General features: G+C 48.9%; 13 protein-coding genes. 9 read left to right on the top strand and 4 right to left on the bottom strand.

Translation table 11 applies throughout. The features are described from left to right. Nucleotides 1–23: 23 nt before the first annotated feature. Nucleotides 24–452 carry an acyl-CoA thioesterase gene (locus tag CEQ32_RS16700; RefSeq protein WP_088586469.1) on the bottom strand — a complete coding sequence of 143 codons (429 nt, stop codon included), beginning with the start codon at nt 450–452 and terminating at the stop codon, nt 24–26. Between the two features lie 149 nt (nt 453–601). On the opposite strand from CEQ32_RS16700, the gene CEQ32_RS16705 reads away from it, so the two are divergent. Next, the gene (locus CEQ32_RS16705; protein WP_088586470.1) at nt 602–997 is read left to right on the top strand and encodes a GFA family protein; all 396 of its coding nucleotides are present in this window, start codon (nt 602–604) and stop codon (nt 995–997) included. Nucleotides 998–1,058: 61 nt separating this feature from the next. On the opposite strand, the gene mtnC is transcribed toward CEQ32_RS16705, so the two are convergent. After that, the gene (gene mtnC, locus CEQ32_RS16710) at nt 1,059–1,739 is read right to left on the bottom strand and encodes an acireductone synthase (protein ID WP_037427953.1); all 681 of its coding nucleotides are present in this window, start codon (nt 1,737–1,739) and stop codon (nt 1,059–1,061) included. Nucleotides 1,740–2,111: 372 nt separating this feature from the next. On the opposite strand from mtnC, the gene CEQ32_RS16715 reads away from it, so the two are divergent. The 3 genes from CEQ32_RS16715 (at nt 2,112) to CEQ32_RS16725 (ending at nt 4,500) form a co-directional block, all read left to right on the top strand. Continuing rightward, the gene (locus CEQ32_RS16715; protein ID WP_037416234.1) at nt 2,112–2,534 is read left to right on the top strand and encodes a hypothetical protein; all 423 of its coding nucleotides are present in this window, start codon (nt 2,112–2,114) and stop codon (nt 2,532–2,534) included. Between the two features lie 93 nt (nt 2,535–2,627). Continuing rightward, nucleotides 2,628–3,641: a DUF3137 domain-containing protein gene (locus CEQ32_RS16720; RefSeq protein WP_088586471.1), complete on the top strand. Its 1,014-nt coding sequence runs from the start codon at nt 2,628–2,630 to the stop codon at nt 3,639–3,641. Between the two features lie 127 nt (nt 3,642–3,768). Beyond that, nucleotides 3,769–4,500 carry a hypothetical protein gene (locus CEQ32_RS16725; RefSeq protein ID WP_181159856.1) on the top strand — a complete coding sequence of 244 codons (732 nt, stop codon included), beginning with the start codon at nt 3,769–3,771 and terminating at the stop codon, nt 4,498–4,500. A gap of 90 nt (nt 4,501–4,590) precedes the next feature. Here the strand turns inward: CEQ32_RS16725 and CEQ32_RS16730 are convergent, their stop codons facing one another. Continuing rightward, nucleotides 4,591–6,483 (bottom strand): DUF885 domain-containing protein, encoded by a 1,893-nt coding sequence (locus CEQ32_RS16730; protein ID WP_226770050.1) that lies wholly within the window; start codon nt 6,481–6,483, stop codon nt 4,591–4,593. 571 nt (nt 6,484–7,054) lie between these two features. Here CEQ32_RS16730 and CEQ32_RS16740 point away from each other — a divergent pair. The 3 genes from CEQ32_RS16740 (at nt 7,055) to CEQ32_RS16750 (ending at nt 8,892) form a co-directional block, all read left to right on the top strand. Beyond that, nucleotides 7,055–7,606, top strand: coding sequence for a protein tyrosine phosphatase family protein (locus CEQ32_RS16740; RefSeq protein WP_088586474.1), 552 nt, complete (start codon nt 7,055–7,057; stop codon nt 7,604–7,606). Nucleotides 7,607–7,675: 69 nt separating this feature from the next. Further along, the gene (locus CEQ32_RS16745) at nt 7,676–8,104 is read left to right on the top strand and encodes a MarR family winged helix-turn-helix transcriptional regulator (protein WP_037416251.1); all 429 of its coding nucleotides are present in this window, start codon (nt 7,676–7,678) and stop codon (nt 8,102–8,104) included. A 35-nt stretch (nt 8,105–8,139) separates the two neighbouring features. Next, nucleotides 8,140–8,892 carry a siderophore-interacting protein gene (locus tag CEQ32_RS16750; RefSeq protein ID WP_088586475.1) on the top strand — a complete coding sequence of 251 codons (753 nt, stop codon included), beginning with the start codon at nt 8,140–8,142 and terminating at the stop codon, nt 8,890–8,892. A 66-nt stretch (nt 8,893–8,958) separates the two neighbouring features. Here CEQ32_RS16750 and hutI read toward each other — a convergent pair whose 3' ends face one another. Beyond that, nucleotides 8,959–10,185: an imidazolonepropionase gene (gene hutI, locus CEQ32_RS16755; protein ID WP_088586476.1), complete on the bottom strand. Its 1,227-nt coding sequence runs from the start codon at nt 10,183–10,185 to the stop codon at nt 8,959–8,961. A 178-nt stretch (nt 10,186–10,363) separates the two neighbouring features. Here hutI and hutC point away from each other — a divergent pair, with 178 nt between their 5' ends. Next, on the top strand, nt 10,364–11,071 hold the full coding sequence (gene hutC / locus CEQ32_RS16760) for a histidine utilization repressor (RefSeq protein WP_088586477.1): 708 nt from the start codon (nt 10,364–10,366) through the stop codon (nt 11,069–11,071). A 123-nt stretch (nt 11,072–11,194) separates the two neighbouring features. Continuing rightward, nucleotides 11,195–12,865 carry a urocanate hydratase gene (hutU, locus tag CEQ32_RS16765; protein ID WP_088586478.1) on the top strand — a complete coding sequence of 557 codons (1,671 nt, stop codon included), beginning with the start codon at nt 11,195–11,197 and terminating at the stop codon, nt 12,863–12,865. Nucleotides 12,866–12,882: the final 17 nt, after the last annotated feature.

Consider the following 12,882-nt stretch of genomic DNA (forward strand, 5'->3'; position numbering starts at 1 on the left):
AATGTAGCCATCGACTCGGTAGCTTAAGCTTGCTCGTGTTGTTTTAGAATGGCGAGTAATTCCGTGGGAAGCTCGGCTTTTTGACCAGTTTTAAAGTTAAACATCACAGCGACCGAAGAACCTAAGGTCGTAATGGCCTGTTGCTGCTTACTAAATGCTTGATAATGCATGGTAAATCTGTCGCTTTGAATATCGCTGATACTCACGCTGACCAATAGCGTATCGGGGAAGGTCACTGGACGTTTATAGCGGGCCTGATTTTCGCTAATCACGGGGCCAACACCGGATTTATACAGGGCATCGAGTGGAAAAAGGCGGTTGAAAAAGTCGATACGTGCGGTTTCAAAATAGCGGAAATAGACCACGTTGTTGACGTGTTGCAGCGCATCCATTTCGCCCCAAGCCACGGGGATTTCGGTCACTAGTGGGTGCTGTGCGAGAAACTTTTCCATTGGACTTAGTGTTGGACTTTCCATTGCATTACTCATAGTCAAAAGCTCTAGTTAAAACGCTCGTTTAAGGCAGCCAGACTAGCAGTATAAAGTGCGAGCGACAAGCCTTAGACAATAGTGACAACATTAAGTGAAGCAAGGAGTTGGCGATGATAAAACAGATTGGGGATACGGTTATTCAGGCAACACATCTTGCGTCTTGCCATTGTGGCGCCGTGGTGTTGGAGTTATCGCTGCCCAATGGCATTGAAAAGCCAAGGCGTTGTGATTGCTCAATCTGTCGGCGCAAGGGCGCAATTGTTGGTTCTGTGCCGCTGGCGGGATTGAAGATTATCAAGGGCGAGGCCGTATTAAAGTGCTACGAATTTAATACCAAAACAGCCAAGCATTATTTCTGCTCTGTATGCGGCATTTATACCCATCATCAAAGGCGCTCCAACCCCAATGAATATGGCTATAACCTTGGTTGCCTCGAAGGCATAAATCCCTACGAATTAGGTGATGTGCCCGTTTGCGATGGCGTGAATCACCCTGCGGATAGGTAGGTTTGGTTGCCCGATAAACAAAAAGCGACCCTAGGGTCGCTTTTGATGTGCAGTGCCGATGTTACTCGATCACTAGCTCATCGAAACTGCTGATAGTGCGAAAATCGCCCGTGCGTTGCTTGCTGTCGCGCACCATTTGGCAGGTCATCATGCCCGCTGCATCGGCGGCTTTTAATTCTTCAATCACATCAGACACAAACAGCACTTGCTTAGGGCTTAAGCTGATGGTGTTGAGAATATTGCAGTAAGCTTGTTTATCTAATTTGTTACCTGTACGGGTATCAAAATGACCGTTAAACATCTCGGTTAAATCACCGCCATCGCTGTGGCTGAATAACAGTTTTTGGGCATCGACAGAGCCCGATGAGAAACTGTAAATACGCAGATTTTGTGCGCTAAAACGTTTAACAGCTTCGATAAAGTCAGGGAAGATATGGCCCTTAAACTCATCATGGGCATAACCTTGCTTCCAAATTAACCCCTGTAGGGTTTTGAGCGGGGTCGCTTTGCGGTCTTCACGAACCCACTGCTGTAAAATTTCAGTCACGCGCGCTAAGTCAGCATCTGGCTCTAGCGCGATATCTCGGGTGTCGCAGATACAGTTTTCCACCAAAACATTGTGTTGGTTCTGCGCTAAAAAGTCTGGCAAGGCTTTGACAGAATAGGGGAATAGCACATCTTGGATAAAGGTTAGGTCTGTCGTGGTGCCTGCTGTGTCTACGACTATGGCTCTGATACCCATAATGTTTTGATACTCCACAATATGTTGGCTAAAAAATGCAACCCCGATCCTAAGCGTTATTGGGGTAATTGGCTAGTGGATTTCACCTTTAAGCCAAGGGAGAATGTGCGCCATATCACTAACTCATTTGGCTGGAAATCAATTAAATGAGTAATTTTAGAGGCTTATCTAGTGGATATAGGTGAAATACTGGATCTAGTGTGGGGAATTATGCTGTTTATAATCCAGCAGTTTGTTGTCGACATAAGACTATGGTCTTAATAGCTAAGGGAAATTTTGGCTGTTATTGTTGCTTTACTCTCTTTCGACTGAATTTGTGCGCCTTTACGATTTAAAGATTGGATTGAGCGCGTAGCAATGATGAGGCTGTTTATGAAATATTTACCCGCATTAGGCTTAGGTATTCTGTTGGCGGTATTGAGCTTTACGAGTTTTGCACTGGTTGCCAGTGCTGGCTATATGCATGCCTTGCTCGGGAGCGTCGATAATCTTAGCCCCACTAGTCCGGTTTATCTGGGGTTAGCTGCCCATGATGCGGGCTTATTATTGCTGCTCTCTGGGCTGATGCTATTTAGCTATCAGCGGCTTTTCCCTCGATTACCATTCGATTGGTACACTGCGGTGGCGATGCAAATGCCACTGGGTTTATTGGTGCTGTGGGCGGATGGGGTTTCCTTTAATCTCACGGACTTTTACGGTGTAGCTAGAGCTTTAACTCTCTTTAGCGCCGCCTTTGGGGTGCTGATTATTTTTGGCTTACTGCAACGCCGTGGCCGCAGGCTTGCTCAGGCTTAATGGGTCATTTGTAGGCCTTAAACTGGCCTTGCAGGAATAAAATCCGTAAAATCATTGGCCTAAATGGATTTGAGTCGTAAAGAGTAGGAGCCAATGAGTTCGATTGAATTTGATATTCCCGAAGAGCACCGCATTCCCTTTCTGAAGTATTACAAACAAAAAATCGCCCCTAAATGTGCACTGTTTGAAGCAAAACGTGAAGGCGTAAACCAAAGGCTGCGTGAAAATGCCAAGTTCACCACCCCAATCTACTACCTATGCATCACGGTGATTTTAGGGGCCTTCGCTGGGCTGCTCGGGGTGCAGTTTATGCTGGTGCCTATGGATTATTTTGTGCCTTTGATGATTGGCGTGTTTCTGCCCGTTCCCGTGATAGCGTTAGTAGTCATTGCCTCGGGTAAGGAAAGCGATGAACTCTATAATGCTGCCTTTGAAAAACTCTATCCCATTAGCCTTAAGTATTTTGGCGATGACTTTGCGCTAACGAGGGCGCCTAAGGTCGATTTCTCTCTCTTCCTTGAGCTGGGGCTGCTGCCTAAAACCGATAAGCAGTATGCGCAAAATTGCCTTAAGGGAACCTATAACAAGGTGCCGTTCCAGTTTTACGAGGTCGATGCTTACAACACTAAAGCGAACAATAATGGTTCGGTTGAGCGAGAGACCATCTTCAATGGTGTGCTGCTGGTGTGCAATATTCCTAAGCGATTCAACGGCACTACGCTTTTAGTCACGGATAAGGGCAGTTTAAAAAATCTAATTGAGGGGTTTAAGACAAAGCTGTCGCGGGTTAAGCTTGAGGATGTGCGTTTTGAGCGTTGTTTTGAGGTGTATAGCAGCGACCAAGTCGAGGCGCGCTACTTACTCAATCCTTTGATGATGGAGAATCTCTTAGTCCTTAGTCGCGAATTAAATGCCGAAGTTGAAGCCTGTTTCTATCAAAAACAATTACTGATAAAGATCCCGACTAAACACCATTTCTTTATCAATCAACTCGATTTAGATCGCCCCATCGATTTTAAGCTCAATATCGAGTGGATGTTCACCGAGCTAGGTTATACCTTCTCGATCATCGATACCTTAAGGCTCGATAAACATTCTGGGTTATAGCGACAGTCGCCTCAATTGCAGCCACATTAAGTGGCTGCTTTATGCTACAGCTTAAAACATGACTTTTGGCACTTATGGGTGACTCCCCGTGCTCGTTACTATCAAGCTTCAACTTTGATGGAGCAAGATGATGAACACGATTTTCACCCTGTCGCAATTTTTACATATCACCGCGGGCGCACTGGCATTAGTGTTATTTTGGATGCCTGCCATGCTGAAAAAGGGCAGCGCGAACCATAGTCGTTTTGGCCGTTATTATGTCTATGCCATGTACACAGTGGCGACGACGGGCGTGGCGATGGCAACGACGGGCCTCATTGATCCGCTCGCTGTGATTAAACAGCCTGCGGCCAGTGTCGACGCCTTAGCAGAGCAGATAGCGGAACGTAAAAATTCTTGGATATTTCTCATCTATATCAGCTTGTTAACTCTAGTGACCGTTAGGCATGGCGTGTTGGTTCTGCGTTATAAGGCGCAGCGTCAGCAATTAAAATCGCCGCTGCATTTGTCGTTAATGCTGAGCTTAACGCTACTTGGCCCCGTGATGGCGCTATGGGGATACCAAGAAAAGCTGATCCTCGCGGTGATTTTCGGCCTATTAGGCACTACGGTTGGGGCGGGATTCCTGCGTTATAGTTTTAAGGCGACTCTGACCAAATTAGAATGGTGGATAGAGCATTTAGGCGCGATGATTGGCTCAGGTATCGCCTGCTACACCGCCTTTTTCGCCTTTGGTGGCAGCCGTTTGTTTATCGACCATGGCAATTTGCGTCTGTTGTCGTGGACACTGCCAGGTGTTGTGGGTTTTGTGGTGATCCGCTATTTAAGCGGCAAGTATCAGCGTCGCTTTGCGGATTAACCTGAAACGTAAAAGCATAGGGAGCCGTAAAAAGAACAGGGGCCGCCTAAGCTGCCCCGATTTGAGATGATGTGAGCGGTTTTACCCGAGTTAAACCTTGGTCTCGGTAGCATTGGCCGTCTTAGCAGACTCGAGCCACTGATCCATCTTTTGCTCTAATAAATCTAAGGGCAAGGCGCCATTTTCGAGCAATTTGTCGTGGAAGACTTTGATATCCATCTTATTGCCCAAGGCTTGTTTGGCCTTAGTTCGCAGTTCGATAATTTTCAGCTCGCCCAACTTGTAACCTAAGGCTTGTCCCGGCCAAACCACATAGCGCTCGATTTCGGACGTGGCCTCTGAGCGGTGTATTCCCTCAGTCGCCACTGCATAATCAATGGCTTGCTCACGACTCCATCCCTTTGCATGCATACCTGTGTCGACCACTAAGCGCACCGCGCGGTGTAACTCGGACTGCAAGCGACCAAGATCGTTAATCGGATTATCCTGATACATGCCCATCTCAGCGGCTAACCGCTCGGCATAGAGCGCCCAACCTTCACCTGCGGCATTGGAGTAAAAAATGGTACTCAGCAGCGGCAAGGTATCCGACAGACCGATAAGGGTCTGTAGATGATGGCCGGGATTGGTCTCGTGATAGGTTAAGGTTTGCAGCGAATAGGAGGGCAGCGCCGCCATATCGTACAGGCTTATCCAAAAAGTACCCTTACGCGAACCATCCTGTGACGGCGCATCGTAAAATGCACCGCTGGTTGCGGCGGCGCGACTATCGGGCACGGCTTCAACTGCAACTTGTTGATCGGGTAAGCGGCCAAACCATAGGGGTAATTTGGCATTGACTAGCGCCAGATAGCCGTGAATGTCCGTCATTAATTGTTGTTTGCCCTCGGCAGTGTTGGGGTAGATATATTTAGGATCCTTGAGCAATCGCTGCATGCGCTCGCCAACTGTGCCTTTGCGGTAACCCACTTGTTTGAGTAACACATCCATCTCGGCGGTAATGCGGGCGACTTCATCTAATCCCAGTTGGTGGATCTCATCTGGGGTCTTATCTGAATTGGCGAGGTGTTTAATCATCGCCTTATAGAGTTTCGCGCCCTGAGGCTGGTGTCCAAGTCCCGCCACATGGGTGGCCTTGAGACGCACAGCTTGTAGTGCTGAAATCAACTGGCGCGTAGCAGGGTAATATTCAGTCTCCACCAGTTCGGCGGCAGAGTTCACCAACGCCTCACTTTCTGGTACTTGGGCGGCGGTTAATTTGGCTTTAAAACTGCTGACCAAGGGATGCTTGTTGGCATGGTGGACTAACTGTTGCTGCAACACAGCTATGGTCTTATCGATAATAAAATCGGGTGGGATTACCCCCATTTGTACATCTTGATCCAGCTTATCGATAACCGTACCCATGGCGGCAGGGTACATGCTTAAGCGGTTAAGATAAGCCTTAGCTTGCGCTGGAGTGCTGACCGCAAACTTATCTTCCATATAGCTCGGAAATTCAACATGCAATCCAGATAAGTGGTTGACGACATAAGGTAAAAACCAAACGCCGTATTCACCAAGCATAGTGCCATAGGCCACGGTTTCGGCAGGCAACAGGGCGCCGGCGATTTCAGATTTTATCGAGCCTAAACTCACTTGTTCAGAGGCGCTAAGCTTACTGGCATCGATAGCATTGAGCTCAGCTAATATGGCCTTAAGCGCTTTACGGCGATGATTTTCCCCCGACGGGCTGTAATCGGTCAGCTTAGAGAGTACATCCTTGCCCGCCTCATCCTCGGCCACGCCATAATAGGTGGCGATTTCGGGTCTAAGGGCAAAATAACGCTGGGTGATTGGCGCAAGTTGCTGCTTAAGGCTCAATACTTGGACGGCCTTTTCGGCCTTGGCCTGCTCAGTAGTTTGATTGGTCTGTGTTGGGTTTGGATCGCTACAACCCGTTGCTAACATGGCCAGAATTAAAGCATTTACTATTCTTTTCATCAGGTTACTCATACAAAAACATTGTGGCAAATCCGTTGTTGGACTTGTGCCGCAAGCGTTAAACCGTGATTAGTGTGATCAAGCTCAAATTTGAACGGTTATCCTAACAGTTTATTGCACTCAAACTGCATAAATTTTGTTACTAGTTTTATTGATAATCTGGAGTGAAAAGGGAAGTGGGGGACTAAGGAAATCCTTATCGATCATTATAATGGGCAGCCATTTTCAAATAGGTAGCTTTCAAATGGATTCCCATCCACATAAAACAGCAAAGCACCTAATTCATATCTAACTGAGAAAGCATTATTCATCATGGCCTCTGGGGCAGATAGGCAATACCATTGGGGTTCATCTCGCTGAGGCTGCTGCCATTCAGTGGTTAATTTTTGCGATTGAGCGATTAATTGCTGTCTTTGCGTTGTATTTGGGAAAAGTTGTCCTAGGTAATATTAAAAATGAGCGCTTGCTCAAAGGTTTTTACATCCAGAGTGATTTTACTGAACTTAGCGGATAAGGGATTATCAGAGGATTAAGTAAGTCGTTGATGTTTATATTGACTAAGGAGTTGTTGATGAGAAAAACTGCACTTTCGAGCCTTGTTTTTGCCCTACTTTTAGGTACTCCACTGGCGAATGCCACAAATATCACGGCTGAATTTAAATCGGTTGAAAATATAAAAGATGTGAGGGCATTACAGCAGCAAGCGCCACAGTTATTAAGTTCAGGCTTGCCGAGTGAGCAACAGTTTGCGCAGCTAAAACAGGCGGGTGTGGATGTAGTGATCAACCTTATGCCGGACAGTAGCAAAGATGCCCATCCCGATGAAAGAAAACTCGTGACTCAGGCCGGAATGGACTATGTGTATATTCCCGTGGATTGGCAAAACCCTAAAGTAGAAGATGTTGAAGCCTTCTTTACAGTAATGGATCAGCATAAGGGGAAAAATGTGTTAGTTCATTGCCTTGCTAATTATCGCGCCTCAGCGTTTGCCTATTTATATCAGTTAAAGCAAGGCCAAAAACCAGAAATAGAAAAGACTATGGCGCCATGGAATGGAGAGTTATCAAACTATCCTAAATGGCAGGAATTGTTAGTGGATGTAAGTCAAAAATACGGTTTCTAATTTCAAATGGTTGACATTGTCAATTAATCTCGATATTGTTGATATTATCAACTATATCGAGATGCCATTATGTCTGCTATTTCCCTCGGTGAAACCTTGCACAGATTAGTGCATGCCTACAAAAAACAGCTGCGTGCGGATATTGCCGCGCAGCAGATTGAATTACCCGTCACCCATATTCGGGCGCTCAAGGGGATTTGCCGTCATCCCGAGGCTACGGCGCAATCTATTGCCTTACGCATGCAACGGGATAAAGCCCAAATTACGCGGGTGCTCAATGAGCTACAGCAGGGTGGTTATATCCTCAAGGTCGATAATCCTAAGGATGGCCGTAGCCAGTTATTGAGGCCGACGGTGCAGGGCGAGCAGTTGATGACGCAAATTATTGCCGCCGAAAAAGCCACCGTTGCCCATATGACCCAAGCGCTCGATCAGGACGAAATTGCGGTGTTTATCCGTATTGCCAACCAGATCAGTGATAGCGTGGCGGAAAGCTAACAATTGAGTGCTATTTATCCTTTTGGAGTTTAAGTATGAACAGACCCGCTCCGCGCGAATTGACCGTGATAGGTAAAAGCCAAGTCACGCCACATATGCTGCGTATCACATTAGGCGGCGATGGCTTTGTAGGTTTCCCCGCCGAACAAGAAAGTGCCTATATCAAATTACTGTTTCCGCAGCTGGGGGATGAGCGGCCATTAATGCGCACTTATACCATTCGTCAGCAGCGGGTTAATGAAATCGATGTGGACTTTGTGCTGCATGATACCGATGGCCCCGCATCCCTTTGGGCAAAGTCGACCGAGATTGGGGATGCCATCCAAATCGGTGGCCCCGGACTGAAAAAACTGATCAATGTGGATGCCGAATGGTTTTTACTGGCAGGGGATATGACGGCCTTGCCCGCCATCAGCGTGAACTTGGCGCAATTGCCAAGCAATGCAGTGGGTTACGCTGTTATTGAGGTGCTAAGTGAAGCCGATATTCAGCCCTTAGTGCATCCTAGCAATGTGCAACTGCATTGGGTGATTAATCCAGAGGCCGACCCAGAAGGTAAGCCCTTGGCCGAACGCATTGCCCAGTTGCCCAAATTGGAGGGACAAGGCGCCGTATGGCTCGCCTGCGAATTTAGCAGTATGCGCGCCCTAAGTAAGCTGCTTAAGCAGACATACGACTTACCGAAAAGCCATTTTTATACATCAAGTTACTGGAAAATCGGCTGTAATGAAGGCGAGCACAAGCTGGTAAAACAACAAGATGAGCAGTTAGAAAATGGCGCTCAATAACCGCAGATATGATTGCTAAACAAGGCCGCCAGTATCCATGGCGACCTTGTTTAGCTGAACCGCGGGTTATTGATGCACTAACTTACCGCTTTTCACTACATCCTTGCAGGGATTGACGCCGTAGCTGTAGGCCAACTGCGCTGGGGTGGCGATATCCCACAGACAAAAATCGGCTTGTTTGCCGACCACTAAGCTGCCGACATTCTCTTCAATCCCTAGCGCCTTGGCTGCATTGAGTGTTAAACCCGCAAGCGCTTCCTCTGGCGTTAAGCGGAACAGGGTGCAACCCATGTTCAGCATCAGCAGGGTAGAGCAAATGGGCGATGAGCCGGGGTTAAAGTCGCTGGCGAGCACCATAGGTACGCCGTATTGACGCAATAAGTCGATAGGCGGTTTTTGGGTTTCCCGCAAAAAGTAAAACGCGCCCGGTAACAGCACGGCGCAGGTGCCACTTTCACTTAGGGACTTAACGCCAGCCTCATCTAAATATTCAATATGATCAACCGACATAGCCCCTAAACGTGCGGCTAATTCAGAACCGCCCATATTGGATAATTGCTCGGCATGCAGTTTAACTTGCAGGCCAGCCGCCTTGGCGGCGCTCAGTACGCGCTCGGTTTGCTCTAGGTTAAAGGCGATGTTTTCACAGAATACATCCACCGCATCGGCGAGGTTTTCGGCAATCACCGCAGGCAGCATCTTATTGATTATTAAGTCGACATACCCGTCGCTATTGTCTTTAAACTCGGGGGGCACCGCATGGGCACCGAGGAAGGTGGTTTTGACATCCACATGGTGATGTTGGCCGAGTTCGCGGGCTACGCGCAGGATTTTGAGTTCAGTTTCGGTATCTAGACCGTAGCCAGATTTAATCTCAACCGTAGTCACCCCTTCTTTGGCTAGCGCGTTTAAACGCTGGCGCCCGAGGTCAAATAGTTCGGCTTCGTCGGCCTCGCGGCAAGCGTTAACCGTGGAAATAATTCCGCCGCCAGCACGGGCGATTTCTTCGTAGGTGGCGCCCTTTAGGCGTAGCTCGAATTCGTTGGCACGATTACCAGCAAATACTAGGTGGGTGTGGGCATCAATCAGCCCTGGAGTGATCCAACCGCCTTTGCCCCTGTAAACAGGAATGGACAACACATCGAAGGCGGGCAGCTCGCTGCGTGGGCCTAACCAGGCAATTTTACCGTCTTTTACTGCGATAGCCGCATTGGTAATTCCGCCGTAAGGTGCTGATATGGAAGGGTCCATTGTTGCTACGTTAACGTCTATCCAAACCTGATCCCAAGACATTGTTATCCCTCGCTGCGTTGGCTTTTGGGCCCCGCAAACTCTTTATTATCGAAAGTTATGTGAGCTAGCTTGTATTTACTTGTATATACAAGCTAGGATTGTAGCCGCAATTTTGAACGTTTGAAAGTGTGCCCGCATCTAGCACCTAGATTCTAGATTTTTATACCGAGGAAGTGTTTTGGCTACGCCTAAGTTTGCAGAAATTAAGCAATATATCATTGGCTGTATTGAGTCTGGTGAGTGGGAAGAAAATGCCCGCGTGCCCTCGGAAAATCAGCTGGCCGAACTGTTTGTCTGTAGCCGCATGACGGCGCGTCGCGCCTTGACCGAGCTGACAGACAACGGCGTGCTTGAGCGTTCACAGGGGCTGGGCACCTTTGTGGCTGGGCGAAAGTCGCAATCCTCGATGTTGGCGATCCGCAACATTGCCGACGAAATCAAAGACCGTGGTCATGGTTACAGTGTGCAGCAGTTGGCACTTGAGCAAGTGAATGCCACCGCGCCTATCGCCATCGCACTGGCGCTGGAGCTCGGGAGTCCGGTGTTTCATTCGGTGTTAGTGCATTGCGAGCAGGGCGTGCCGCTGCAAGTCGAGGAGCGTTATGTGAATCCCGCCTTTGCACCAGACTACCTTGTGCAGGACTTTAGCGAGCAAACTCCCCATGAATACCTGTCGCAGGTGGCGCCGCTGACCGAGGCGCACCACACCATCGAAGCCATTATTGCCAGTAGCGAGTTGCAGCAGAGGTTAGCCATTCCGGCGACTGAACCCTGTTTACAGATTTCACGCCGCACTTGGTCACGCCAAGGGGTGGTGAGTTTTGCCAAATTAGTACACCCGGGGAGCCGCTTTAAGCTCGGCGGACACCTGACATTCAATAAATAACGTACGCAAACAGAGGTGAATGCTTATGGCATTCATCCGATGTTTAGCGACAAAAACACAATAAAAACAATAGCACTTAGCCGAATGGCGAGTGAGTTCAACAGGTTGAAAGAGGACATCTCAATGGACAAGCGACACGACCCAAGCCGCCGTATTATTGCGCCCCATGGTAGCCAATTAAGCTGTAAAAGCTGGTTAACCGAAGCGCCAATGCGCATGTTAATGAACAACTTACATCCCGATGTGGCCGAGCGCCCAGAGGATTTAGTGGTTTACGGCGGTATCGGCCGCGCGGCCCGTGACTGGGACTGCTACGACAAGATTATCGAAGTGCTAAAACGCCTCGAAGACGACGAAACCTTAATGGTGCAATCGGGCAAACCTGTGGGCGTATTCCGCACCCATGCAGATGCTCCGCGCGTGCTGATTGCTAACTCTAACCTAGTACCACATTGGGCAAACTGGGAACACTTCAATGAGTTAGATAAACAAGGTTTGGCAATGTATGGCCAGATGACTGCGGGTTCTTGGATTTATATCGGGACTCAGGGCATTGTCCAAGGTACCTACGAGACCTTTGTGTCTGTCGCAAAACAGCACTTTGGCGGTGTGGCTGCCGGTAAGTGGATCCTCACAGGTGGTTTAGGTGGTATGGGCGGTGCGCAAACGCTCGCCGGTACTATGGCGGGTTTCTCTGTGCTTGCCTGTGAAGTCGATGAAACCCGAATCGATTTTCGTCTGCGTACCCGTTATGTGGATAAAAAGGCCACTTCATTAGACGAAGCCTTGGCTATGATCAATGACGCCAATGCCTCGGGCAAACCCGTCTCTGTGAGTTTATTAGCTAACGCCGCCGATGTATTTGCTGAATTAGTGAAGCGTGGTATTACTCCTGACGTTGTCACCGACCAAACCTCTGCCCACGATCCGCTGAACGGCTATTTGCCACAGGGCTGGACCATGGCGCAAGCGTCCGACATGCGTAAAACCGATGAGGCTGCCGTCGTTAAAGCGGCTAAAGCCTCGATGGCGGTGCAGGTGCAAGCCATGCTGGATCTGCAAGCGGCAGGCGCAGCGACCTTAGACTATGGTAACAACATTCGCCAAATGGCCTTCGAAACCGGCGTTAAAAACGCGTTCGATTTTCCAGGTTTTGTGCCTGCTTATATTCGCCCACTGTTCTGCGAAGGTATCGGCCCGTTCCGTTGGGTTGCCCTGTCTGGCGATCCTGAGGATATCTACAAGACCGACGCTAAAGTCAAAGAACTGATCCCAGATAATCCTCACCTGCACAACTGGTTAGATATGGCCCGTGAGCGTATCGCCTTCCAAGGTCTACCTGCGCGTATCTGCTGGGTGGGCTTAAAGGACCGTGCGCGTTTAGCCCAAGCCTTTAACGAGATGGTGAAAAACGGCGAGCTGTCGGCGCCGATCGTCATTGGTCGTGACCACTTAGACTCAGGCTCAGTCGCCAGCCCTAACCGTGAAACCGAATCTATGATGGACGGTTCAGACGCAGTATCCGATTGGCCATTACTGAACGCGCTGCTAAACACTGCCAGCGGCGCGACTTGGGTGTCGCTGCACCACGGCGGTGGTGTGGGCATGGGCTTTAGCCAACACTCGGGTGTGGTGATCGTCTGTGACGGTACTGAGGCCGCTGCTAAACGTGTTGGCCGCGTGCTGTGGAACGACCCAGCGACAGGCGTGATGCGCCATGCCGATGCGGGTTATGAGATCGCGAAAAACTGCGCCAAGGAGCAGGGCTTAGATTTGCCCATGCTTAAAGACTAACTATTCAACAAACCGTG

The sequence above is a fragment of the Shewanella sp. FDAARGOS_354 genome (assembly GCF_002209245.2).
Classification (GTDB): Bacteria; Pseudomonadota; Gammaproteobacteria; order Enterobacterales; family Shewanellaceae; genus Shewanella; species Shewanella xiamenensis.